The sequence below is a fragment of the Escherichia sp. E.sYA108 genome (genome assembly GCF_011754335.1).
Lineage (GTDB): Bacteria > Pseudomonadota > Gammaproteobacteria > Enterobacterales > Enterobacteriaceae > Escherichia > Escherichia coli.
This window is the reverse complement of the sequence record NZ_JAAQVZ010000001.1, coordinates 4594022-4618673: the sequence shown is the minus strand read 5'-3', so window position 1 is coordinate 4618673 and position 24652 is coordinate 4594022. Positions and strand designations below refer to the sequence as shown.

Annotated in this window: 19 protein-coding genes, 1 tRNA gene and 2 pseudogenes; 5 read left to right on the top strand and 17 right to left on the bottom strand. The window is 48.6% G+C overall.

The genetic code is table 11. The features are described from left to right. Positions 1-136: 136 nt before the first annotated feature. Positions 137-1069, bottom strand: a complete 933-nt coding sequence (melR, locus tag HBM92_RS22155; protein WP_255123145.1) for a transcriptional regulator MelR — start codon at positions 1067-1069, stop codon at positions 137-139. A 258-nt stretch (positions 1070-1327) separates the two neighbouring features. Between melR and melA the strand changes: the two genes are divergently transcribed. Next, on the top strand, positions 1328-2683 hold the full coding sequence (melA, locus tag HBM92_RS22150) for an alpha-galactosidase (RefSeq protein WP_000986622.1): 1356 nt from the start codon (positions 1328-1330) through the stop codon (positions 2681-2683). Here the strand turns inward: melA and HBM92_RS22145 are convergent. The 5 genes and pseudogenes from HBM92_RS22145 to HBM92_RS22125 form a co-directional block, all read right to left on the bottom strand. Next, positions 2680-3322: pseudogene (locus HBM92_RS22145) on the bottom strand (DUF2238 domain-containing protein). The gene melA and the pseudogene HBM92_RS22145 sit on opposite strands and share 4 nt — an antisense overlap. A 122-nt stretch (positions 3323-3444) precedes the next feature. After that, complete coding sequence (fumB, locus tag HBM92_RS22140) at positions 3445-5091, bottom strand: class I fumarate hydratase (protein ID WP_000066699.1); 1647 nt, start codon at positions 5089-5091, stop codon at positions 3445-3447. A gap of 77 nt (positions 5092-5168) precedes the next feature. After that, positions 5169-6509 carry an anaerobic C4-dicarboxylate transporter DcuB gene (dcuB, locus tag HBM92_RS22135; protein ID WP_000899522.1) on the bottom strand — a complete coding sequence of 447 codons (1341 nt, stop codon included), beginning with the start codon at positions 6507-6509 and terminating at the stop codon, positions 5169-5171. 570 nt (positions 6510-7079) lie between these two features. Continuing rightward, entirely contained in the window at positions 7080-7799 is a 720-nt protein-coding gene (gene dcuR, locus HBM92_RS22130) for a two-component system response regulator DcuR (protein WP_000611291.1), read from the bottom strand. Beyond that, on the bottom strand, positions 7796-9427 hold the full coding sequence (locus HBM92_RS22125) for a sensor histidine kinase (RefSeq protein WP_001216466.1): 1632 nt from the start codon (positions 9425-9427) through the stop codon (positions 7796-7798). The genes dcuR and HBM92_RS22125 overlap by 4 nt, the downstream gene beginning before the upstream one ends. A 180-nt stretch (positions 9428-9607) precedes the next feature. On the opposite strand from HBM92_RS22125, the gene yjdI reads away from it, so the two are divergent. The 4 genes from yjdI (at position 9608) to ghoT (ending at position 10848) form a co-directional block, all read left to right on the top strand. Further along, positions 9608-9838 carry a 4Fe-4S mono-cluster protein YjdI gene (gene yjdI, locus HBM92_RS22120; protein WP_000371715.1) on the top strand — a complete coding sequence of 77 codons (231 nt, stop codon included), beginning with the start codon at positions 9608-9610 and terminating at the stop codon, positions 9836-9838. Between the two features lie 11 nt (positions 9839-9849). Further along, positions 9850-10122, top strand: a complete 273-nt coding sequence (locus HBM92_RS22115) for a GNAT family N-acetyltransferase (RefSeq protein ID WP_000405647.1) — start codon at positions 9850-9852, stop codon at positions 10120-10122. A 228-nt stretch (positions 10123-10350) separates the two neighbouring features. Beyond that, positions 10351-10647, top strand: coding sequence for a type V toxin-antitoxin system endoribonuclease antitoxin GhoS (gene ghoS, locus HBM92_RS22110; protein WP_001312331.1), 297 nt, complete (start codon positions 10351-10353; stop codon positions 10645-10647). 27 nt (positions 10648-10674) lie between these two features. Then, complete coding sequence (ghoT, locus tag HBM92_RS22105) at positions 10675-10848, top strand: type V toxin-antitoxin system toxin GhoT (protein WP_001173343.1); 174 nt, start codon at positions 10675-10677, stop codon at positions 10846-10848. A 118-nt stretch (positions 10849-10966) separates the two neighbouring features. Here the strand turns inward: ghoT and lysS are convergent, their stop codons facing one another. From lysS to dcuA, 11 genes and pseudogenes are all read right to left on the bottom strand, one after another. Then, positions 10967-12484, bottom strand: a complete 1518-nt coding sequence (lysS, locus tag HBM92_RS22100; RefSeq protein WP_000003806.1) for a lysine--tRNA ligase — start codon at positions 12482-12484, stop codon at positions 10967-10969. 236 nt (positions 12485-12720) lie between these two features. Further along, a complete protein-coding gene (gene dtpC / locus HBM92_RS22095; RefSeq protein WP_000856826.1) occupies positions 12721-14178 on the bottom strand; it encodes a dipeptide/tripeptide permease DtpC in 1458 nt (485 codons plus the stop codon). Between the two features lie 59 nt (positions 14179-14237). Continuing rightward, positions 14238-16385 carry a lysine decarboxylase CadA gene (cadA, locus tag HBM92_RS22090; protein ID WP_001296667.1) on the bottom strand — a complete coding sequence of 716 codons (2148 nt, stop codon included), beginning with the start codon at positions 16383-16385 and terminating at the stop codon, positions 14238-14240. A 79-nt stretch (positions 16386-16464) separates the two neighbouring features. After that, positions 16465-17799, bottom strand: coding sequence for a cadaverine/lysine antiporter (cadB, locus tag HBM92_RS22085; RefSeq protein ID WP_000092909.1), 1335 nt, complete (start codon positions 17797-17799; stop codon positions 16465-16467). A gap of 365 nt (positions 17800-18164) precedes the next feature. Beyond that, positions 18165-19703: a lysine decarboxylation/transport transcriptional activator CadC gene (cadC, locus tag HBM92_RS22080; RefSeq protein ID WP_001187191.1), complete on the bottom strand. Its 1539-nt coding sequence runs from the start codon at positions 19701-19703 to the stop codon at positions 18165-18167. A 259-nt stretch (positions 19704-19962) separates the two neighbouring features. After that, positions 19963-20122: pseudogene (locus tag HBM92_RS25755) on the bottom strand (integrase); the annotation flags it as partial. Between the two features lie 197 nt (positions 20123-20319). After that, positions 20320-20395 (bottom strand) — tRNA-Phe (locus tag HBM92_RS22075). 106 nt (positions 20396-20501) lie between these two features. Continuing rightward, positions 20502-21077 (bottom strand): transcriptional regulator, encoded by a 576-nt coding sequence (locus HBM92_RS22070; protein WP_001188520.1) that lies wholly within the window; start codon positions 21075-21077, stop codon positions 20502-20504. A 36-nt stretch (positions 21078-21113) separates the two neighbouring features. Next, positions 21114-22811 carry a protein-disulfide reductase DsbD gene (dsbD, locus tag HBM92_RS22065; protein WP_000068938.1) on the bottom strand — a complete coding sequence of 566 codons (1698 nt, stop codon included), beginning with the start codon at positions 22809-22811 and terminating at the stop codon, positions 21114-21116. Then, positions 22787-23125: a divalent cation tolerance protein CutA gene (gene cutA / locus HBM92_RS22060; protein ID WP_000883409.1), complete on the bottom strand. Its 339-nt coding sequence runs from the start codon at positions 23123-23125 to the stop codon at positions 22787-22789. Before cutA ends, dsbD begins: the two co-directional genes overlap by 25 nt. Positions 23126-23240: 115 nt before the next feature. Further along, positions 23241-24542, bottom strand: a complete 1302-nt coding sequence (dcuA, locus tag HBM92_RS22055; protein ID WP_000961959.1) for an anaerobic C4-dicarboxylate transporter DcuA — start codon at positions 24540-24542, stop codon at positions 23241-23243. Between the last annotated feature and the right edge of the window lie 110 nt (positions 24543-24652).

Here is a 24652-nt window from a genome sequence, read left to right as displayed (position 1 = left end):
CTGTAAAGCGCGTGAAAAACAAACATTTTTGAAATATTTATTTTTATAAACAATACGTTATGTGATTATTTTAAATTATTCTCACTGCTTATTATCGACGGCTAAACTATTTTTTTGGCTGATACTGATATCGTCTTTAGCCGGGAAACGTCTGGCGGCGCTGTTGGCTAAGTTTGCGGTATTGTTGCGGCGACATGCCGACATATTTGCCGAACGTGCTGTAAAAACGGCTACTCGAACGAAAGCCTGCCGTCAGGGCAATATCGAGAATACTTTTATCGGTATCGCTCAGTAACGCGCGAACGTGGTTGATGCGCATCGCGGTTATGTACTGTTTCATCGTCAATTGCATGACCCGCTGGAATATCCCCATTGCATAGTTGGCGTTAAGTTTGACGTGCTCAGCCACATCGTTGATGGTCAGCGCCTGATCATAGTTTTCGGCAATAAAGCCCAGCATCTGGCTGACATAAAATTGCGCATGGCGCGAGACGCTGTTTTTGTGTGTGCGCGAGGTTTTATTGACCAGAATCGGTTCCCAGCCAGAGAGGCTAAATCGCTTGAGCATCAGGCCAATTTCATCAATGGCGAGCTGGCGAATTTGCTCGTTCGGACTGTTTAATTCCTGCTGCCAGCGGCGCACTTCAAACGGGCTAAGTTGCTGTGTCGCCAGTGATTTGATCACCATGCCGTGAGTGACGTGGTTAATCAGGTCTTTATCCAGCGGCCAGGAGAGAAACAGATGCATCGGCAGATTAAAAATCGCCATGCTCTGACAGGTTCCGGTATCTGTTAGTTGGTGCGGTGTACAGGCCCAGAACAGCGTGATATGACCCTGATTGATATTCACTTTTTCATTGTTGATCAGGTATTCCACATCGCCATCGAAAGGCACATTCACTTCGACCTGACCATGCCAGTGGCTGGTGGGCATGATATGCGGTGCGCGAAACTCAATTTCCATCCGCTGGTATTCTGAATACAGCGACAGTGGGCTACGGGTCTGCTTTTCGTCGCTGCTGCACATAAACGTATCTGTATTCATGGATGACTCTCTTTCCTGGAATATCAGAATTATGGCAGGAGTGAGGGAGGATGACTGCGAACAGGCGCACGGTTTTATTTCTCTCCCTGGAGGTGCGAGGAGAGCGGATGAGAAGACTGGGGTCGATTATTCAGCTTTTCAGGTAATTTATTCCCATAAACTCAGATCTATTGATGTGCCACTTAGGATCTGAGTTTTTGGGAATGCTCAACCGGGAAACCGGAGGTTTTCTGCGATATCGCCTGCCATGATGAAGTCATTCAAGCAAGCCAGGAGATCTGCATGATGTCTGCACCTAAAATTACATTTATCGGCGCTGGTTCGACGATTTTCGTTAAAAATATTCTTGGTGATGTGTTCCATCGTGAGGCGCTGAAAACGGCGCATATTGCCCTGATGGATATCGATCCCACCCGCCTGGAAGAGTCGCACATTGTGGTGCGTAAGCTGATGGATTCAGCAGGGGCCAGCGGCAAAATCACCTGCCACACCCAACAGAAAGAAGCCTTACAGGATGCTGATTTTGTGGTGGTGGCATTTCAGATTGGCGGTTATGAACCTTGCACGGTGACTGATTTCGAGGTCTGTAAGCGGCATGGTCTGGAACAAACCATTGCCGATACGCTGGGGCCGGGCGGTATTATGCGCGCGCTACGTACCATTCCGCACCTGTGGCAAATTTGCGAGGACATGACGGAAGTCTGCCCCGATGCCACCATGCTCAACTACGTTAATCCAATGGCGATGAATACCTGGGCGATGTATGCCCGCTATCCGCATATCAAGCAGGTAGGGCTGTGCCATTCGGTGCAGGGAACGGCGGAAGAGCTGGCGCGTGACCTCAATATCGACCCGGCTACGCTGCGTTACCGTTGCGCAGGTATCAACCATATGGCGTTTTACCTGGAACTGGAGCGCAAAACCGCCGACGGCAGTTACGTGAATCTCTACCCGGAACTGCTGGCGGCTTATGAAGCAGGGCAGGCACCGAAGCCGAATATTCATGGCAATACTCGCTGCCAGAATATTGTGCGCTACGAAATGTTCAAAAAGCTGGGCTACTTCGTCACGGAATCGTCAGAACATTTTGCTGAGTACACACCGTGGTTTATTAAGCCAGGTCGTGAGGATTTGATTGAGCGTTATAAAGTACCGCTGGATGAGTACCCGAAACGCTGCGTCGAGCAGCTGGCGAACTGGCATAAAGAGCTGGAGGAGTATAAAAACGCCTCCCGGATTGATATTAAACCGTCACGGGAATATGCCAGCACAATCATGAACGCTATCTGGACTGGCGAGCCGAGTGTGATTTACGGCAACGTCCGTAACGATGGATTGATTGATAACCTGCCACAAGGATGTTGCGTGGAAGTAGCCTGTCTGGTTGATGCTAATGGCATTCAGCCGACCAAAGTCGGTACGTTACCTTCGCATCTGGCCGCCCTGATGCAAACCAACATCAACGTACAGACGCTGCTGACCGAAGCTATTCTTACGGAAAATCGCGACCGTGTTTACCACGCCGCGATGATGGACCCGCATACTGCCGCCGTGCTGGGCATTGACGAAATATATGCTCTTGTTGACGACTTGATTGCTGCCCACGGCGACTGGCTGCCTGGCTGGTTGCACCGTTAAGGGGTAATCGCTTCCGGCGCTCTGGTGATTAAGCCAAAGCGCCGTAGCTGGCGGCAATGAAAGCGAGCGAGGAATATCACCGTCGTTAATGCGCCCAGTAGTGCGCAGAACATATCGGATTGCGTATCCCACGGGTCGCCTTGAGTACCGAGAAAATCATCTGCGCCCTGGCCCATTGCCAGCGCTGCCCACCACTCGATTAACTCATACATCGCGCTTATCGCCAGCGCGACACAACAGACCAGAAACGCCACCATTTTACGCCCGCGAACGTACATCCCGCGCACGAGGTGCCACCAGTGCAGGCACCAGCCCCTGGAAAAAATGCCCCAGTTTGTCATACGGATTACGGCTCAACCCCAGCCATTCCTGCACCTCAAAACCAACGGGGACTTTCGCGTAGGTGTATTGCCCGCCGACCATCAGGATGATGGCGTGAAAGAAAATGAGCGTATAGAGCAGCGGCGTTAACGGATAACGTTTAGCGGTGGCAAGCAGTAGCGGCACGACAATAATCACCGGTGTCACTTCCATCAGCCAGGTGAGTTTGTCATGGGCCGAAATGCCGGTATAAATCAGGATTAACGTTAGCGCCAGTGCGCCGGTGTTAAGAATTAACGGCTTGAGTGTGCGGGTCATGGTGAGTTCGCAAGTCAGGGAAAATACTGACTATTGACCAGTAAGCGTGAAATTACAATCGCAAAAGAGGTGGCCCAGGGGGATCACCTGGCAGCATGCTGCCAGGCGCTGGGCCGAAGAGGTTACTTAGTGCAGTTCGCGCACTGTTTGTTGACGATCTGCTGGAAGAAGTCGTTACCTTTGTCATCGACCAGGATAAACGCCGGGAAATCTTCTACTTCGATTTTCCAGATAGCTTCCATACCCAGCTCCGGATAAGCGACGCATTCCAGATGCTTGATGCTCTGCTGCGCCAGTACCGCCGCCGGACCGCCGATGCTACCGAGGTAGAAGCCGCCGTGTTTATGGCACGCGTCGGTAACCTGCTGACTGCGATTACCTTTCGCCAGCATGATCATGCTGCCGCCGTGGGATTGCAGCAGATCCACGTAGGAGTCCATACGACCTGCGGTGGTTGGGCCAAGTGAACCTGATGGATAACCGGCAGGCGTTTTCGCCGGACCCGCGTAGTAGATCGGGTGATCTTTGATGTACTGCGGCAGTTCTTTACCGGCGTCAATCAGCTCTTTCAGCTTGGCGTGTGCAATATCGCGACCCACGATAATGGTGCCGGTGAGCGACAAGCGGGTGGATACCGGGTATTGCGAAAGCTGGGCAAGGATCTCTTTCATCGGGCGGTTAAGGTCGACTTTCACTGCTTCGCCTTCACCTGCCTGACGCAGTTCTTCTGGAATGTACTGGCCTGGATTGTGTTCCAGTTTTTCGATCCAGATACCTTCGCGGTTAATTTTCGCTTTGATATTACGGTCTGCGGAGCAGGAGACTCCCATGCCTACCGGGCAGGATGCGCCGTGACGTGGCAGACGGATAACGCGGATGTCGTGCGCGAAGTATTTACCGCCAAACTGCGCGCCAAGACCGAGTTTCTGGGCCTCTTCCAGCAGTTCCTGTTCCAGCTGGATATCGCGGAACGCCTGACCATGTTCGTTCCCTTCCGTCGGCAGTTCATCGTAATAGTGAGCGCTTGCTAACTTGACGGTTTTCAGGTTGGTTTCCGCAGACGTACCGCCAATCACAAACGCGATATGGTACGGCGGGCAGGCTGCAGTACCGAGGGTACGCATTTTCTCGACGAGGAAGTTTTTCAGTTTGCCGGGCGTCAGCAGGGCTTTGGTTTCCTGGTAGAGATACGTTTTGTTGGCAGAGCCGCCGCCTTTAGCGACACAGAGGAATTTGTACTCATCGCCATCTACCGCGTACAGGTCGATTTGCGCAGGCAGGTTCGTGCCGGTGTTGACCTCTTTATACATGTCCAGCGGCGCGTTCTGTGAATAGCGCAGGTTATCTTCGATATAGGTGTTATAGACACCTTTCGATAGCGCTTCTTCATCACCGCCACCGGTCCACACGCGCTGACCTTTTTTACCGACGATGATCGCGGTGCCGGTATCCTGGCAGGTCGGCAGCACGCCTTTGGCGGCGATTTCGGAGTTTCTTAAGAATTGCAGCGCCACGTACTTGTCGTTTTCGCTGGCTTCTGGATCGTGAAGAATAGCCGCAACCTGTTTCTGGTGTGCCGGGCGGAGCATGAAAGAAGCATCGTGAAAGGCTTGCTGCGCCAGCAGGGTCAGGGCTTCTGGTTCCACTTTCAGGATGGTTTCGCCGTCGAAGTCGGCAACGCTAACGTAATCGGAAGTGAGTAGATAGTATTCGGTATTGTCTTTCCCCATCGGGAAAGGTGCCTGGTAGATAAAGGGTTTGTTTGACATAGCTTCCAGCCTGTAACTCTGTATTTGTTATTCGAAAATGGCGTGCCGTGTAGTCACGGGCGGCACGCAAAGTGCATTTATAAGAACCCGTACATCGCGGCGAAGATCCAGCCGAAGACGCACGATACGCTCACACCAATCAACCCCGGCAGAATAAAGCTGTGGTTGATGACGAAGCGACCGATGTGGGTGGTGCCGGAACGGTCAAACTGAATCGCTGCCAGATCGCTCGGATAAGTCGGCAGGATGTAATAACCGTAGCAAGCCGGTGCTGAAGCCACGATGTATGCCGGATCAACGCCGATCGCCAGCGCGACCGGAACAATCGCCGCCAGCGCCGCAGCCTGAGAGTTTACAAACTTGGAAACCAGCAGCAGAACAATGGCATAGGCCCACGGATACTCTTTCACCATTTCACCCAGTACGCCCTGAATTTCAGACATATGCGCACCGAACATGGTTTCAGCCATCCATGCGATACCGTACACCGCCACGATGGCGATCATACCGGAACGGAAGACTTCGTTTTTTGAGATAGACGCGGGATTGGTTTTGGTCAGGATAATAATCAGCGCCCCGGTCAGCAGCATAAACATCTGAATAACCAGTACCATCGACAGCGGTTTGCCGCCGAAGGATGGACGCAGGTCCGAATCAGCACCAAGAAGGGCGACTACAGCGATTGCCCCGAGGAAGATCCACATTGCCAGCCAGTTGCTTTTCGGCAGTTTTTTATCCAGCAGCGTCGCGGTATCACCGTAAACATACTCACGGTTTTCCGGTACGGAGATGAATTTTTGGAACTCTTCGTCTTTATCCAGATCTTTACCGCGGAACCAGCTGAAGATACCGATCGCCAGGATACCGATTAACGTCGATGGAATGGTGATTGCCAGCAGGTCGAGGAACTCAAGATGGCGACCATCAAAGGTGACATTACCCAGCATCGCAACCAGAGATACGACCGCAACCGACACCGGACTGGCGATAATCCCCATCTGTGCACCGATAGAACTTGCCGCCATCGGACGTTCCGGACGGATGTTGTTCTTAATAGCAACGTCGTAGATGATCGGCAGAATGGTGTAAACCACATGACCCGTACCGCAAAGAATGGTCAGCGTACAGGTCACAAACGGCGCGACAATTGAGACATATTTCGGGTTGCGACGCAGCAGCTTCTCGGCAATTTGCAGCATGACATCAAGACCGCCCGAAGCTTGCAAGGTCGCCGATGCCGCCACCACCGCAATGATAACCAGCATGACATCAACCGGTGGTTTACCTGGCTGAAGGTGGAAGACGAAGACCAGAATGACCAGACCGATACCGCCTAATAAACCCAGCGCGATACCCCCCTTTCTGGCACCATAAAACAGACATATCAGTATTATGATAAGTTGGATAGTAAATAACATGTGTGAACCCTCGCGATAATCCTATTTAAATTTTTGCTGAATAGATCACAGTCACGTTCTGTTTTGTATGAACTGTTTTCAGAGCCTGACTAAATATCCGTTTGGTCGTTACCGGCTTGAGCAAATACCTCACAGTGAATATTGGCTGATTAAAGCAGCGGCAAATTTATGCACTGTGATAAGCGGCTTTTTCAGAGAGAAAGACTCTCTGGCGATGGGTTTATAGTTTGTACAGCGCAGATGTTAATGTTTTGTTTGCTGTTATCTTATTGATATTTATCGGTCTGTTTTTTGTTCTCAGGGCAGGTATCATTAGGTTTATAGATTAATCTGATCTACCCATTTGTGGGTAAAAATACACATAATGTGGGTGACATAATAGTTAATTAACTTTTGTTAGCGTTTTGAAATTAAAAACACCGTTCATCTGAAGAGATATTAATTTTTAGCGATGATGGAGGGATAATTATATTTGATCTGGCACAAGTTTTACTGATGAACAATGTAACTTGTGCCAGGGGTATTTTGCATTACGGTAATAATTATTACTTACAGATAACCAGCGATCCGTTATTGGCAATATTGTTTCAGTAGTGAGTAGTGTTCTGCCTGAATACGGTAACGGTAAACCGGACGCCCCGTGACGCCATAATGGATACTGGTGAACAATATGTGGCAGTTGACCAGCCAGATAAGGTATTTACGGCAGGAAACACGCGAGATGTTAACCTCGTTAGCCAGCTCGTCGGTTGAAAACTCATAGTCCTGATGCGCGTCAATCCACTGGCACAGCGTGCGTAACGTCTGCGGCGTTAAGCCTTTTGGCAAGCGACGAGGATCCTGCTCGTTGGAGCTGCTGCCGTGGATTAGCTGATCAAGCTCGGCCTGGTCATAATACTGATGTTTTTCCAGCGCCATTTTCTTTTGCCGCCAGCCGGTGAGCGCCTCTTCAAAGCGGGAAGCCTGGAAGGGTTTGATCAGGTAATCCACAACACCGTAATGCAGCGAATCTTTAATGGTTACTGCATCGGCAGCGGAGGAGATGACAATCACATCACTTTTGCAACGCGCGTTATGCAGGACAGGCAGTAAATCGAGCCCGTTCTCTTTTTGCATATAGATATCTAGCAATATCAGGTCGATAGGCGTATCGCTATTGAAGATAATCTCTTTGGCTTTCTCCAGCGTCGAAGCCGTTCCACAGCATTGAAAGCCCGGGATTTGTGCCACGTATCGGCGATTCAGCTCCGCGACCATTGCGTCATCATCGATAATTAATACATTGATCATCTGTTCGACCTCTCCCCGTCCCAGGGTATCTGGACAAAAAATTGTGTGAAAATCCCGGGTTCCGATTCCACGGCGATGCTGCCGCCGAGATTTTCTACCTGTTGTTTGACAAGTGCTAAACCGACGCCTCGCTCGCTTCCTTTTGTCGAGACACCTTTGTCAAAAATGTGATCGATTTTGTCGGGTGCGATCCCCGGTCCATCATCGTTAACTTCGCAGTGCAGCCAGCCGTGACGGTAGTGCAATGTTACGCTAATTTCGCCACCGGGTTCCGGCCCTAATGCCTCCAGCGCGTTTTCTATCAGATTTCCCAACGTGGTAATCAGCGTCGCGACCTGATCCTCACTACCGCTGTCTGGCAGCTGGCTTTCACTGTTTAAAATCAGCGTATGGCCTAAATCGGTCGCGCGGTTAATCTTGCTGATTAAAAAACCAGCGATAACCGGAGATTTGATCTTACCCAGCAGAGAGCCAATCTCTTCCTGATAGTTATTGGCTGTTTTGAGAATGTAATCTTCCAACTGCTTATAACTCTTCAGATGCAATAATCCGAGAATCACATGCAATTTATTCATAAATTCGTGGGATCGTTCACGAAGTGCGTCAGCATAGTTGACCAGACCGTCGAGTCGCTGCATCAGTTTACGTACTTCAGTTTTGTCCCTGAAGGTTGAAATGGCACCGATGATAACGCCATTACTGCGCACCGGAACGGTGTTGATCAGTAATAGTCGGTCCTTAATCGTAATCTCTTCGTCGCGGCGTGGGGTTCCGTCGCGTAACACTTCCGAGACATCTACCACCTGTGACCACGAGTGGCTTAGCGTCGACAGTTTCTCATCGTCCTGCGACTTACGGTAATTCAGCAATTCTTGTGCGGCATCGTTGATCAGCGTGACCTCGCCGCGATCGTCCACGGCAACGACGCCTTCTTTGATGGACTGCAACATGGCCTGGCGTTGCTCAAACAGTGTGGAGATTTCGTAGGGTTCCAGGCCGAAAAGGATTTTTTTCAGTACGTTAACCAGAATGCATGTGCCGATCAGTCCGACCAGCATGCCAAATAGTACCGACCAGATAATGCTCCAGCGACTGTCATTGATCTGTTGGGTCACGCGGCTTAACTCAAGGCCGATCGCCACCACGCCAATTTGTTTATGATTTTCATCGTAGATGGGGGTAAATACGCGTAAAGCCTGCGCCAGAAAACCGCGATTGATAGCGACATTTTCTTCGCCATTCAGCGCTTTAAGGATGTCATCACCTTTAAATGGCTGACCAATACGCTGGGCTTCAGGATGCGAGTAGCGAAGACTGTGCATATCGGTAACGACAATAAACAGCAGATCGTTGCGTTTGCGCACGGCTTCCGCGATGGCCTGGATTCCACTCTCCTGCGGTTTTTTCTGCAAGCCCTGACGGATTTCCGGCGAGTCGGCGAGGGTACGCGCTACTGCCAGAGCCTTGTTAGCTAGCCCGTCTCGCGTCATATCACTGATTTGCGAGAAGTAAATCAGATGCACCACCAATAGCACCGAGAACAGTACCGCGCTGACCATTAAGATCACAGTGGTACTCAATTTCATCGGACGTTTGCGTAACATACGGTAGGGCAATGAATGTCTCATCAGCTTCCTTGTGTGACAAATTTCTTAAGCATTATCTCTGATGAGGCGGGTAATTCAAAGGGAGTAAGAATGATTGGCTATATTGGGGAAGAGACTCTGGCAACGGAAACTGCCAGTGCTGTATGAAGATTCCGGGGCTATGCTTATAGTGAAAACCATACTGATGAGAGAGGGAAGGTCATGGATCAGGCGCTACTGGACGGGGGTTATCGCTGTTATACCGGCGAAAATATCGATGTCTATTTTAACACTGCGATATGTCAGCATTCTGGCAATTGCGTACGTGGCAACGGCAAGTTATTTAATCTCAAACGTAAGCCGTGGATCATGCCGGATGAAGTTGACGTCACCACTGTGGTTAAAGTGATTGATACGTGCCCGAGCGGTGCGCTGAAATACCGTCATAAATAAGCGAGGGTAAAATGGAAATACGCGAAGGCCACAATAAATTTTACATTAATGACGAACAGGGCAAGCAAATCGCTGAAATTGTCTTTGTGCCGACCGGAGAGAATTTAGCGATTATCGAACATACCGATGTCGATGAAAGCCTGAAAGGACAAGGGATTGGTAAACAGCTGGTTGCGAAAGTCGTGGAAAAAATGCGTCGGGAAAAACGAAAAATTATCCCACTATGCCCATTTGCGAAACACGAATTTGATAAAACACGGGAGTATGATGATATTCGCAGTTGATGGGAGAGTACAGAGTCACGATATTTTTCATGCTCTCCGCGGTGTGATGCAGGAGAGCATCTGAAGGGTAGGGGGATGCACAAAGAATGGTCAGAGAGAGCGTTTTTTTGTCCCAAGTCATCCCCTTTACTGAGCAAAAAAAAAAGAATATCTCCTATATGAGAATCATCATTCGGGGTTAATAAGTTTTGCGTCCCCAGAGCGTTCAATATTGATAGGAGTCATATTATGGAAGGTAAAAACAAGTTCAATACTTATGTTGTTTCTTTTGATTATCCATCATCTTATTCCTCAGTGTTCTTAAGGTTAAGATCATTGATGTATGATATGAATTTCTCCTCTATCGTGGCTGATGAATATGGGATACCACGACAACTGAATGAAAACTCCTTCGCAATAACGACATCGTTAGCCGCAAGTGAAATCGAAGATTTAATCAGGCTCAAATGCTTAGACTTACCGGATATTGATTTTGACCTCAGCATTATGACAGTTGATGACTATTTCCGTCAGTTTTACAAGTAGCCAGGAAGGATAAGAAGAACATAAAAAATGGCACTATTCTCTAAAATATTAATTTTTTATGTGATTGGTGTGAACATATCCTTTGTCATTATCTGGTTTATCTCACATGAGAAAACACATATTCGTTTACTTAGTGCATTTCTGGTCGGAATAACCTGGCCAATGAGTCTTCCTGTGGCATTACTTTTTTCTCTCTTTTAGGAGCTGTAGTTGAGTGGACCCGCTGGTTATCTTGAAACGAAGCGTCTCTCCTCAAAACTGGATTTGCGGAATGACGAACGAAGCAGTCGCCTGACTGCTTCGTTCATTAAAGTGAAATTTATTTCTGTGGGCGCATCGCCGGGAAGAGAATAACGTCGCGAATAGTATGACTGTTTGTAAACAGCATAATCATTCGGTCGATACCAATACCCAGACCAGCGGTTGGCGGCAGACCATATTCCAGCGCAGTCACGTAATCTTCGTCATAGAACATGGCTTCGTCGTCACCTGCAGCTTTAGCGTTAACCTGTTCCTGGAAACGTTCAGCCTGATCTTCTGCGTCGTTTAATTCGCTAAAACCATTACCAATTTCACGACCACCGATGAAGAATTCAAAACGGTCGGTGATTTCCGGGTTAACATCATTACGGCGCGCCAGCGGGGACACTTCTGCCGGATATTCCGTAATAAAGGTTGGCTGAATCAGATGTGCTTCTGCCACTTCATCAAAGATCTCCGTAACAATACGTCCCAGCCCCCAGCTTTTCTCTACCGTAATACCGATAGATTCAGCTAATGCTTTAGCAGCATCAAAATTATCCAGATCCGCCATATCGGTTTCTGGACGATATTTTTTGATTGCTTCGCGCATGGTGAGTTTTTCAAACGGTTTGCCGAAATCAAACACATGCTCGCCATAAGTGACTTTAGTGGTACCCAGTACCTCTTGTGCCAGGGTGCGGAACAGTGACTCCGTCAGTTCAATCAAATCGTGGTAATCCGCATATGCCATGTAGAGTTCCATCATTGTGAACTCAGGATTATGGCGAACAGAAATACCTTCATTACGGAAGTTACGGTTGATTTCGAATACCCGTTCAAAACCGCCTACAACCAGACGTTTCAGATACAGCTCCGGCGCGATACGCAGGTACATATCTAAATCCAGAGCGTTATGATGGGTAATAAACGGGCGAGCAGATGCCCCACCTGGAATTACCTGCATCATCGGGGTTTCTACTTCCATAAAGCCGCGCGCGACCATGAACTGACGGATAGCGGCCAGAATTTTTGAACGGACAACAAACGTTTGACGGGATTTATCGTTAGCGATGAGGTCCAGATAACGTTGACGATAACGGACTTCCTGATCCTGCAGACCATGGAATTTATCTGGTAAAGGACGTAGTGCTTTAGTCAGCAGGCGCAGCTCAGTACAGTGAATGGAAAGCTCACCCGTTTGCGTCTTAAACAGCGTACCGCGGGCACCGATAATGTCACCCAGATCCCATTTTTTAAACTGATCGTTATAAACACCTTCTGGCAGGCTATCTCTTGCAACGTACAGTTGAATACGGCCACCGACATCCTGCAACGTTACAAAGGAGGCTTTCCCCATAATACGACGGGTCATCATTCGGCCAGCAACCGAGACTTCAATGTTTAAGGATTCCAGTTCCTGGTTATCCTTCGCATCAAACTCTTCGTGCAACTGGTCAGAGGTATGGTCGCGGCGAAAATCATTGGGAAACGCCACACCTTGCTGACGTAGTGCCGCCAGTTTTTCGCGGCGATTTCTCAGTTCATCGTTAAAATCAATAGCCTCATTGGCTCCCCGTGTTTCTCGTTCAGACATTTTGGTTCCTCTAAATCCAGCTTTCAATTTAGCGTAGATAAAGAGACAGATCGGTACACTGTATTATCTGCCTCGACTATTAATAACTCAGTTTATCTTATCGAAACTAACGCTTACCTCAAGTTGATATCACTAATAAATAACCATCAAAATGGTTTAAATGACTTATTAATCTCGATTTACTAGTGTGATAAACTGAAAGTTAATTTATTCATAACCAATTGTTTTTACGACAGTTAATCGTTGCTCTCCTGTATCATATTCGTCGGCGTGCTAAACAGAAAACGGGTAGCAAAGGCCAATACCACGATGATCGCGACACAAGCCAACGTCCACTCTCCCATCTGAGAAAAGAATCGCTGGTAAGCGGCAATTGCCATACCGCTAATTTGCGACTCTGTCGTCTGCTGTGCCACGACGCCTGCCAGCCAGTTGGCGACCGCGCCTGTTGCCAGCATATAAATACCGGTTAATACGCCAGACATTTTCAGACGCGTGATTTGCGCAATCGCCACCGGGTCAATAAAGAGTTCAGCAAAGCCCATTAGCGCCAGCCCGGATATCATCACGCCCATTGACGCTTGACCGCCAGCCGCTGCATGTCGGGCATCAAATGCCAGCAACATAAAGCCACAAGCCATCAGCAGTAAGCCAAAGGCAAACTTCAGCCAGACGCGCAATGCTGAATTGCCGCGGCTTTCTGGCGACGCCAGCCAGGCCAGAACAACCCCAGCGAGCATCACCGCAATAGCATTCACCGACTGGAATAGTGCTGTAGGTACTTCAATATTGAATGCCTGACGATTCACAAAGCGATCGATAAACAAGCTGATGGTACTGCCGCCCTGTTGTGCCAGTACCCAGAACAACGTCCCGACAAACATCAACAATACAATTTGCCAAAGAGCACGGCGGTGTTCGGGGAATTTGATCATCATGCGGGCAATGATTTGTGCGGCAATGAGGCAAACGATCGCCAGCAAATATCCGGACCAGTCGTTCTCCAGCAGCAGGGTAAAAAATACTGGGGCTAAACAGAGCATCACCACTAACCAGCTCCATACTGGTAAGGCAAATTTCACGCTAGTGAGCGCTTTCTTATCCATACTACGCGTGGACTGGAAATGACGATGACCGCTTAAGAAAATCAACAAACCGATAAACATGCCGCCACCCGCAAGGGCAAAGCCAACATGCCATCCATACCACTGAGCAGCCAGGCCGCAGGCGATGGGGGCTGCGATAGAACCGATATTGCCCGCAGCATACAGCAGCGAAAAACCGCCATCACGTCGATGATCGTTCTCGTCGTAGAGCTCGCCAAGCAAACAGCTGATGTTTGATTTGAATAAACCGTAGCCACAAATAATGATTGCCAGCGCCAGATACAGGCTAAAGGTTGAATTTGTATCAATGCCCAGCACCACATGGCCAAGGGTCATTAACAGCGCGCCGGCAATCACTGCAGTGCGGTTGCCGAGCAGGCGGTCGGCAAGCCAGCCGCCGAGAATAGGGGTAACGTAAACCAGAGAAGCATATGCGCTGAACAGGCTGATGGCATGGTTATCATCAAAACCAAGCTGATGGGTGAGATAGAGAATGAGTAAGGCACGCATGCCGTAAAAACTGAAGTACTCCCAGATTTGGATCGCCACGATATAGTATATCGCGCGCGGCTGTGAGGGTGTTTTCATGTGTTCTCCTTATGAGCAAAAAAGGGAAGTGGCAAGCCACTTCCCTTGGTACGAGCTAATTATTTTTTGCTTTCTTCTTTCAATACTTTAACGGTATAGCGGCCATCAGCCTGACGGTATGCACCGTGAATATCGGTTTCAAAGCCCGGATAGTGAGCGCCGATTTCACACAGCATCTGCAGGAACTCCAGAACCGGACGGCTTTCTTCGGTGATCATTTCACCCGGCATTACCAGAGGAACTCCCGGCGGATACGGAAGGATCATATTGGCGTTAATACGACCGACCATTTCGTCGAGGTAAACTTCTTCGGTCATACCGTGCAGCTCTTTCTGGAACGCAGCATACGGAGTCATTACCATAGTCGGCAGAACTTCAAATGCGCGATACATCAGATCCGGCAGATTGTGGTGAACAATCAGTTTGTGGATATTCTGAGCCAGTTCCTGAATACGCATGTTTTCATAGAATTCAGGATCTTCACGATACAGAGACGGCAGCATGTTTTTCACACGCAGGTTCAGGTCGAACGCACGTTTGAAGTCAGTCAGAGCACGCAGCAGGCTCAGTGCTTTGGTCTTATCGATACCGATGCTGAACAGGAACAGCAGGTTATACGGACCGGTTTTCTCAACAACGATGCCATGTTCGTCGAGGTATTTCGCCACGATGCTGGCCGGAATACCAAAGTCGCTCATGGTGCCGTCTTTTTCCATCCCCGGAGTCAGCAGGGTGACTTTGATCGGGTCAAGATACATGTGCTCGTTATCGATGTTTTTGAAGCCGTGCCATGTGCTGTCAGAACGCAGCGGCCAGCATTCAGTCGTATCGATATGATCCGGCTGCCATACATCAAAGAACCAGCCATCAGATTCCGTTCTCAGACGTTTGATCTCTTTACGGAATTTGATCGCACGTTCAATGGAACCATTGATCAGACGTTTACCTGCATTGCCTTTCATCATCGCCGCAGCGGTTTCAGTGGACGCCACGATACCGTAGTGCGGAGAGGTGGTGGTGTGCATCATGTAGGCTTCGTTAAAGGTTTCTTCGTTTACGTCACCTTTAACGTGGATCATGGAAGCCTGAGAGAACGCCGCCAGCAGTTTGTGAGTAGACTGGGTTTCGTAAATCACTTTCCCTTCTACACGGCCACCGCTCATACCGCATTTACCTTCGTAAATCGGTGAGAAGTTGGTGTAAGGCACCCACGCGGAGTCAAAGTGGATGGATTTCACATCCAGTGTTTTCTTGATGAAGTCGGTGTTGTACAGCAGACCATCATAGGTAGAGTTGGTAATTACAGCATGTACCGGCCAGGTTGCGTTTGGTGTTTCTTTCACGCGCTTAGCAATGGTAGCGTGCTGGAATTCACTCTGTGGGATACCACCAAGAATACCGTAAGCGTTACGGGTCGGGCGGAAATAGATTGGCGTAACATCGCTCATCATCATCAGGTGGGTCAGCGATTTGTGGCAGTTACGGTCAATCAGAATGGTGCTGCCTGCCGGAGCAGAGTACATACCAACAATTTTGTTCGCAGTGGAAGTACCGTTGGTCACCATGTAGCTGCGGTCTGCGTTAAAGACGCGAGCGATATACTGTTCTGCTTCTTTGTGTGGACCACTGTGATCCAGCAGAGAACCCAATTCAGATACTGAAATGGAAATATCAGATTTCATGGTGTTCGGACCAAAGAAATCATAGAACAGGCTACCTACCGGGCTTTTCTGGAATGCAGTACCACCCATGTGACCAGGAGTACAGAAAGTATATTTACCTTCACGAACATATTTAAACAGTGCTTTGGTCAGCGGAGGCAGAATAGTGTTGATATATTCGTCAGTGGTCTGCTTGATCTTGTTAGCAATATCATCAGCAGCACCCAGCGCATATTCAAAGAAGCTAATCTGTAAACGCAGGTCATTCAGGCTTACATCGAGAGTGGAATACGTATTAGCGAACGCGTACAACGGCAGGTTCTCGTTCATTTTGCTAATTTCTTCGCACAGCTCGAGATTATATTTATCCCAGTCAAAAATAACGCCGCACAGACGCGCATTGTTTTCGATCAGTTTTAATAAGTCGTCACGGTCGTTCGGGTAAACAATCTGGAAGTTCAGACGTTCAAGCGCGCGATGAAGTTCACGGATGGGTTCTTCTTTAAAATAAACCCCCATGTGATTCAATATTGCAATAACGTTCATAGTCATATCTCCAGGTAAAAAAGGCCCCTCCCAACACATGGGACAAAATGAAAGGAGGAGCCTCGGAAAATACTTTTAATTAATGTGCGTTAGACGCTGTGTGGTTATCCATTGAGTGGCTCTGGCGCTCGTGCATTTTGCGAGCGTAGAACATCAGGATAATCAGGCTGACGATGAAGGTACCTGCCAGCTCGAAGGAGCTTGCGCCCATCAGCGCGATGAAGCAGAACACGCAACCCAGTACAGAGCAGATCAGGCTGACAAAGTTGCGGATGTTAACGCCTTCAAAACGAATCAGGTCAACGCAAGAGTAGAAGTACGGCAGCATAGTCAGCAGTACTGCGATACCGGTCAGTTCACCGAACAGGTCAGATGCTTTACCACCGGCAGAGTTCATCAGAGTGATGAGGATCATCAGGGCAGTCATTTTCACTGCAGCCAGCAGCAGACCTTTTTTCGGAATACCGTTGCTGTCGACTTCACCATAAACTTTCGGGAAGTTACCGTCGTTAGCGGCACGTACACCTGCCTGGCCTACCAACATCATCCAGGAGCCCAGAGAAGTCAGACACGCAAAGGCGGTGAATGCAGAAACCAGTGGCGCAGCCCAGTTACCGAGGATAGTTGAAGCACTGATTGCAAACGGAGCACCGGAAGCCGCCATTACAGAAGACGGATACATACCGGAAAGCACCTGAGTCGCAGCGATATAAACAATACCTGCTAAACCAGTACCCAGCATGGTTGCCAGCGGAACGGTACGTTTCGGGTTTTTAACCATACCAGTACTTACTGCTGCGGATTCAACACCCACGAAGGCCCACAGGCAGAGCAGAATACTTTTAATGATCGCATGACCATCAGTGGTATCCGCAGTATTCCAGTTAGCTGCATAAGTTGCTGCATCAAACCAATGCCAGCCAACAATAGCAGTCATCACCACAGGAATAAGAACCAGCACCAGACCAATAGTGGTTAAACGGCTTACCCAGGTACCGCCGAGCATATTTACAAAGGTAAATACCCAGACGATAGCAATACAGGCGATACCCGCCGGAACAGGATCATTTAATACTGGGAAGAAGGTGGAAAGATAAGATACAGCGGTAATACCAATTGCCAGGTTACCAATCCAGTTAGCATGGTAATAAAGAACACCTGTCTGAAAACCAAATGCAGGGGAAATTTCTCCGGCATACGCAATTGGGCCACCTTGTTGCGGGTTTTTTGTTGCCAGTCGGGCATATACATATGCCAGCGACATTGCACCAATAATAGAGATAATCCAACCCCAGATAGCAATACCACCGATACTTGCTAGGTTCGCAGGTAATAATGCAATACCGCTCCCCATCATATTACCGGCAACAACACCGGTACAGGCAAATAGCCCGATCTTCTTGGCAGAACTCATGCTCTTCTCCTAATTTCATTTTTGAATTTGGAGTCCGGGTCATGATGTATAACTATTTCCTGACCAGACCAAACTGGCGCTAAGATTACTCACGAAAAAAGGATTAATCCTAAAGATTAGGTGAAATAACACAAAAGTTTCTGTAAGTGAGAACTTGAGGTTTTTTATTAACACATCAGGATCGCAAGTTGATATCATGAAAAGATAAACATTCAATATTTACAATGTGTTATGTGACATCTTCTGGTTAAATTTATGTAATAAAAATTATGCGGCAAATAAATTGCCGCAACATATTATACCAACGGGAACATACAAAAACTCACCAACAAATATTCCCGAGCATGAATCAACCCGGGAGTTACTTATTCTGAAGCGAGAAATTTGTCGAGATAAGGTACAACATAAGGAACAGAAGTCTGGAATATACCATTTTCAATCCAGTAAAGGGTGTTTGCCCCTGGGCGTAAATTAAAGGCGGTGAGATATGCATCAGCTGCTTCCCGGTTCATCCCCTTCATTTCATAAACCTTGCCAAGCAACACATAATTTAGCCAGGACATTTCAAGATCAATGCCGGTATTTATCGCCTGATAAGACTCATCTGTTTTACCTTTTACCAGGGCACTGACCGCTTTTATTTGATATATAATGGACAGGTTGTTCAATTCCGGCAGTGTAACAATGTTATCTATTTCTGTGTTCAGTGCTGCTAATTGTTTTTCGTCTAAAGGATGTTGAGAATGGCGCACGATATCAACTAATGCTTTTTCTGCTCTCGCGTAGGTAAATTCTGGGGATGATTGAACAATCTCACCTAATAATTCACTGGCACGATCCAATGATTTATCATCACCATGCAGTAAATAATCATGTGCCTGATAAAAATTAGTTAATAACGCACCACGATGCGGCAAAATTTGCTGGAGCATCTCCTGCATTCGTTGTGGCCACGGTTGGTTTAACGCTTTTGATAAACTCTGGAGCAAATCATTTTGAATCGCCAGCTGATTACCGTTAGTGATGACATAACGTTTATCCAGCATGGTTGAACCATCTGCATTGTCTACCAATTTTACCGACATAAAGCATTGTTGAGCACGGTATTGGCGCTGATTAACAAACGCAATAGATAATGTTTTACCGGAACTGCTCGGTTCATCAATGTTGTAGTTGATTTTGTCATGCACCATAAAGGTGGAGAAGGTGTTAAGTGATGTCGCCACCAAATCACCCACGCCTATCGCGTAAGAGAGCTGATACGGAGAACTCCAGCTGTTACAACTCTTATTAACCATATTAATGTCAATATCGCGTGGATTGAGCAAAATGCGCGATTTACTCATAGGAAGACGTGTTTCAAGACTTGAAAACGCTACCAGTGCGACACAGATACCTAACGACAACAGGAAAAAAAACCATACCCAAAAGGTAGTGAATCGTTTGCTTTTAACTGGGGATTGTTCAGGTGGCGTTGTGGTGTTTTGAATGTTAAGACTGTGGGAGGGAGAATCTGTGGCAGGAACCGCCTCTGGTATAGGGGGAGGCGAAGATAGCATTATTTCCTCTCCCTCTTCTTCGCTGTACCAGATAACCGGCACCATTAATTTATAGCCGCGCTTTGGTACAGTAGCGATATAGACAGGACTATCTTCATCATTATCTTTTAATGACTTACGTAGTTCTGAGATACTCTGCGTCACAACGTGATTGGTGACAATACTTCTCTTCCAGACATTATCGATAAGTTCATCCCTGCTAAGTACTTCGCCACTGTGTTGAGCAAAGAAAACCAGAAGATCGATTAATCTCGGCTCAAGGGTAAGTTGACGCCCATTGCGGCTAATTTGGTTTATGGACGGAGTAACAAGCCATTCGCCAACGCGAACTACAGGTTGTTGCATAATAGAAACTCATTCGAAAAGGGAATGATGCAATGATAATTGCCATAACCTATTTTTTCCATCTATAGATGGGTTTATTTACATATTATTGGTGAATGCAAGACGTTATTTTTACCCGCCATAAACTTCTTGATTACATAGTATTACGAAAGGATTTTACTGAGAACCAGAAGTAATATTCCTTATCATCAAAATTCATCATCTTTGCCAAAGAAAAATGTTCAGAAAATAATCCATGAAAAATTGTCCGGAGCGCTTACTATTTTAATGGATTGTTAGTCTTTGCATGAGCAAGTGGACCGATACATTTCTCTTTGTTCTCATTCAGAAAATCTCATCAGTTGGCGTTCAGACCGATGTTGTGCTTTATGGATGCGTTACGCTCCTGATGACGTCATTTGACGTTCAACAGCATCACGGGGCCGCACGACATTTCACGTCAGTCAGCGCTATAGCTCAGAAACAAATTTTCCCGAATTGGGATATGCCCGCAAATTGCTGGTGATGTGGGGAGAATCTGGTTGAGTTCGGTAGAATTGATTTGGCGGCAGGACGCTTAAATCGTGGCGTCCTGAAACGAAAAACGGACCTCCGTGGAGGTCCGTTTATATGAATTTGGTGCCCGGACTCGGAATCGAACCAAGGACACGGGGATTTTCAATCCCCTGCTCTACCGACTGAGCTATCCGGGCAACGGGGCGCATTAAACCGTAATCTGCACATCTCGTCAACCTAATTTCAGTAAAAGCGATTCAACTGCTTAAGATTGCGGCAAATCGCTTCTTTTCTGTGTTTCTGTCAGGTCAGTGCACCACCCTGACGGCAGCGGGCGAAGCGCAGGATATCTTCCGCCAGCCGATGTGCGGTGTCGACATCCGCCTGGCTACGATTCACCAGCATTCGGCTTAAACAGCCTTCCAGCACCAGTTCCATCTGCTTTGCTACCATCGCCGGATCGTCAACTTCCAGCGTGGTTAACAGTTCGTGGGTGAAATCGTAGGCCGCGCTTTTTTGCTGATCGGCCAGTTGATGAATAGGGTGGCCAGGATCGGGGTAAAACGTACAGGCAGCGATAAACAGACAGCCCGGATAGCGGTTGTTTTTAACGCACTCCGATAACGCCTGATAACGTGCCAGCAACTTTTGTTCGGCGGTTTGCGTTTCGTCCAGCATCAGCTGACGACGCCAGACATCTATCTGTTGGCTAAGATAACGCAGCGCATCGTAGAGGATTGCCTCTTTGTCTGGCCAGAAGCGGCGTAGCTCGTCCAGTGGATAATCCACACGTTCAGCAACCATCTCCAGCGTGGTGTTGGCAATCCCTTGTAATTCTAATAATTTCAGGGCTTCTCCCAGTACATCTTCACGTTGCACGCTATTTTCCTCCGTCTTTCCCACTGCAAGTGTCGTTCACGGTTGGCGATCGCGCAAATGTGCGCTGAAGGTTTCAGCATCCATAAAGCCCGTGACGCGTGCTTGTGGATGCTCCTGGCCTTGTCCGTCAAAAAAGAGAATTGTCGGTAGGCCAAGGACATTAAGATGCTTTAACAGCGCCATATCTTGTGCGTCGTTGGCAGTGACGTTGGCCTGAAGTAAGACCGTATCTGCTAACGCTTTTTGCACCTGCGGGTCGCTGAAGGTGTATTTCTCAAACTCTTTACAGGCGACGCACCAGTCGGCATAGAGATCTAACATCACTGGTTTGCCTTTGGCTTCAACGAGCGCCTGATTTAACTCATCTACCGTTTTGATTTGTGTAAAGTTGAGATGCGTCTGAGTTTGCGCGGTATGTGTTGCACCAAATGCCCAATCCTGAAGTGGGCGTACGCTAACCAATGCCGCTGCCAGCAGGATTATTTGCACCACGCGCATCCAGCCGCGTTTGGCCTGTAGGCTGGTGATAAAGGCCCAGCCAAAGAATGCGACACCAAGCGCCGACCACAAGCGTAATCCCCATATATCACCAATCACTCGCTCCAGCAGGAAGACCGGCAGTGCGAGGATCACAAAACCAAACGCGGTTTTGACTTGTTCCATCCACGGGCCGCTTTTCGGCAGCAAGCGGTTACCAAAGACGGTAATTAGCATCAGCGGCAGGCCCATGCCCAGCGCATAAAGATAAAGCGTGCCGCCGCCCAGCCACATGTTCCCGCTTTGGGCGATATACAGCAGAATCGCGCTAAGCGGTGCAGTGGTGCATGGTGAACAGATCAGTCCGGCAATCGCCCCCATAATAAACACACCGCCAGGTGAGCCGCCCTGTTGGCGATTGCTCATCAGCGTGAGACGTGTTTGCAGCGAAGAGGGGAGTTGCAGAGTAAACAAGCCAAACATTGACATCGCCAGCAAGGTAAAGACGATGGCGAGGCCAATGAGCACGTATGGGTGCTGTAGCGCCGCCTGGAACTGTAACCCTGCGGCGGCAACCACCAGACCCAGCGCCGTGTAAGTCAGCGCCATCCCCTGCACATAAATAAAGGTCAGCAACAATGCTCTGGCAGTGGAAAGCCGCTGTTTACCGCCCAGCACGATGCCAGAAATCAGTGGGTACATTGGCAGCACGCATGGCGTAAAGGCGATACCAATACCGATCAACAACGCCCAGAGCGCGGAAAAGGGCAATTGCGCGGTGGGCTGCTCTTGCTGCGGAACAGACACAGGCTGTGACGCTTCGTTGTTAGCGACCACTTCGCTTAACGGAACGGTTTTGGTTTCTGGCGGATAACAGAAACCGGCATCAGCACAGCCCTGGTAGGTGACAGTTAACGTTGCTCCCGCACTCGCCTGGTTGATGGTTACGGGAAGCGTCAGCCGATCGCGGTAAATCTCGCTTTTGCCGTAAAACTCATCTTCATGCCAGACGCCTTGCGGCAGCTGCACGTCGGCAATTTTCGCGTGTTCCGGCGTAATGCGGATCTGTTTACGGTAGAGGTAGTAACCGTCTTTGATCTGCCAGGTCAGATTCAGGTCATGTTGGTTTTGCTGAAAATCAAAAGCAAAGGCTTGATCCGCGGGGACAAATTGTGAACGTCCCGGCGCGTCGAATAATCCGGCAAAAACGGAAGTGCTGCAAAGTAGCAGGATCAGCGTAAAGATGCGTTGAGCCATGAGAGGTAATCTGTGTCTCCGTGTGTAACAGGTAAAACCAGAAGTTCCGGGGTTTGATATGGATGATGAGACTTCAGGCATTCCAGCAGTGCCTGCTGGTGAGATACGGTAGTTTTTAAAATCATCTGCACTTCGTATTCTTGCTCCAGCTTACCTTCCCAGTAATAGAGAGAGGTAGCGCCGGGGATCAAGGTCGCGCAGGCCGCCAGTTTTTCCGCCAGCACTTTGGCGGCTAAATCCTGGGCTGTCGCTTCATCCGGTGCCGTACATAGCACCACGACAGACGTGGTATTCGAACTTTTTTCATCAAGCATAAACACCTCGCAAGAACAGATGGAACCGCAAGAGAGAGGTCACTATACAACGGACGGGGAAAGGATGTTAGTCGGCGGGAAAGAAAGCGGGGCGTGAACGCCCCGCGATGGGTCATTACAGCATGAAGCTACCCAGCACGAAGCCGAAGCAAACGGCCAGGGCAACACCCAGAGTACCCGGGATGAAGAACGGATGGTTGAAGACGAATTTACCGATACGGGTAGTACCCGTGTCATCCATCTGTACCGCAGCAACCAGCGTCGGGTAGGTCGGCAGAATGAACAGACCAGACACCGCAGCAAAAGAAGCAACAGCAGTCAGCGGAGAAACGTTCAGTGCCAGAGCCATCGGCATCAGTGCTTTTGCGGTTGCAGCCTGAGAGTACAGCAGAGCAGAAGCAAAGAAGAAGATGACGGCCAGCAGCCACGGATGACCCTGAATCACTTCACCAGCGGTATCTTTGATCCAGTCGATGTTGTTGGAAACGAAAGTATCGCCCAGCCACGCAACACCCAGGATACAAATACAGGCGCTCATACCTGCTTTGAAGGTGCTGGAGTTGAGAATGTTGTCGGTATCGACTTTACAGATAACGGTGGTCAGAGTTGCAACGCTGAGCATGATGATCAGGATTGCGTTGGTGGTGTTCATCAGTGGTTTTTCAACCAGACCCATGCTTGGGCTGTTGATGATTGCATAGATAACCACGCCAACTACGCCCAGCAGGAACAGCCAGACGGACGTTTTTGCACCGGATTTGATTTCAATCTGCTTTTCACCGCGCAGTTCAACCAGGCCCTCTTCCAGACGCTTGCGATAAATCGGATCGTCAGAGAGTTTGGAGTTGAACAGCATAGTGACCAGGAAGGACATCACCAGAACCGCCAGCAGGGTGGACGGGATGACCACGGAAAGCAGATGGAGGTAGCTGATGCCATGACCTTCCATCACGGAAGACATGTAAACCACTGCCGCTGAGATTGGCGATGCGGTGATCGCAATCTGCGCGGATACCACTGCAGTAGACAGCGGACGGCAAGGTTTAACGCCTTGTTCCTTCGCAACTTCAGCGATAACTGGCAGTGTCGCCAGAGAGATGTTGCCAGTACCAGCAAAGATAGTCAGGAAATAGGTCACGATCGGTGCGAGGATCGTGATGTATTTCGGGTTACGGCGCAGCAGCTTTTCTGTCTGATGAACCAGATAGTCCAGACCGCCAGCAACCTGCATGGCAGAAATAGCGGCGATAACCGCCATGATAATGGAAATGACATCGAACGGGATGTTACCGGGTTTAACGCCAATAGCGGCAAGAACCAGCACCCCCAATCCGCCTGCAAAACCAATACCTATTCCCCCCAATCTGGCGCCCAAGAAGATCGCCAGCAAAACTATGATGAGTTCTACAACTAGCATATTAGCCTTCCTTGTTTTTTAACAAGTTGATATTAAATTGTTATTTTTAAGTTACTGCTCACAAGAAAAAAGGCACGCCATCTGACGTGCCTTCTTTATTTGTACTACCC

What these genes read in the sequence shown, in the direction of transcription:
- melA (WP_000986622.1), top strand. Translation starts at nt 1,328, where the DNA reads ATGATGTCTGCACCTAAAATTACATTTATCGGCGCTGGTTCGACGATT.
- lysS (WP_000003806.1), bottom strand. Translation starts at nt 12,484, where the DNA reads ATGTCTGAACGAGAAACACGGGGAGCCAATGAGGCTATTGATTTTAAC.
- dtpC (WP_000856826.1), bottom strand. Translation starts at nt 14,178, where the DNA reads ATGAAAACACCCTCACAGCCGCGCGCGATATACTATATCGTGGCGATC.
- cadA (WP_001296667.1), bottom strand. Translation starts at nt 16,385, where the DNA reads ATGAACGTTATTGCAATATTGAATCACATGGGGGTTTATTTTAAAGAA.
- HBM92_RS22115 (WP_000405647.1), top strand. Translation starts at nt 9,850, where the DNA reads ATGGAAATACGCGAAGGCCACAATAAATTTTACATTAATGACGAACAG.
- dsbD (WP_000068938.1), bottom strand. Translation starts at nt 22,811, where the DNA reads ATGGCTCAACGCATCTTTACGCTGATCCTGCTACTTTGCAGCACTTCC.
- dcuA (WP_000961959.1), bottom strand. Translation starts at nt 24,542, where the DNA reads ATGCTAGTTGTAGAACTCATCATAGTTTTGCTGGCGATCTTCTTGGGC.
- ghoT (WP_001173343.1), top strand. Translation starts at nt 10,675, where the DNA reads ATGGCACTATTCTCTAAAATATTAATTTTTTATGTGATTGGTGTGAAC.
- cadC (WP_001187191.1), bottom strand. Translation starts at nt 19,703, where the DNA reads ATGCAACAACCTGTAGTTCGCGTTGGCGAATGGCTTGTTACTCCGTCC.
- cadB (WP_000092909.1), bottom strand. Translation starts at nt 17,799, where the DNA reads ATGAGTTCTGCCAAGAAGATCGGGCTATTTGCCTGTACCGGTGTTGTT.
- cutA (WP_000883409.1), bottom strand. Translation starts at nt 23,125, where the DNA reads ATGCTTGATGAAAAAAGTTCGAATACCACGTCTGTCGTGGTGCTATGT.
- fumB (WP_000066699.1), bottom strand. Translation starts at nt 5,091, where the DNA reads ATGTCAAACAAACCCTTTATCTACCAGGCACCTTTCCCGATGGGGAAA.
- ghoS (WP_001312331.1), top strand. Translation starts at nt 10,351, where the DNA reads ATGGAAGGTAAAAACAAGTTCAATACTTATGTTGTTTCTTTTGATTAT.
- yjdI (WP_000371715.1), top strand. Translation starts at nt 9,608, where the DNA reads ATGGATCAGGCGCTACTGGACGGGGGTTATCGCTGTTATACCGGCGAA.
- dcuR (WP_000611291.1), bottom strand. Translation starts at nt 7,799, where the DNA reads ATGATCAATGTATTAATTATCGATGATGACGCAATGGTCGCGGAGCTG.
- HBM92_RS22125 (WP_001216466.1), bottom strand. Translation starts at nt 9,427, where the DNA reads ATGAGACATTCATTGCCCTACCGTATGTTACGCAAACGTCCGATGAAA.
- dcuB (WP_000899522.1), bottom strand. Translation starts at nt 6,509, where the DNA reads ATGTTATTTACTATCCAACTTATCATAATACTGATATGTCTGTTTTAT.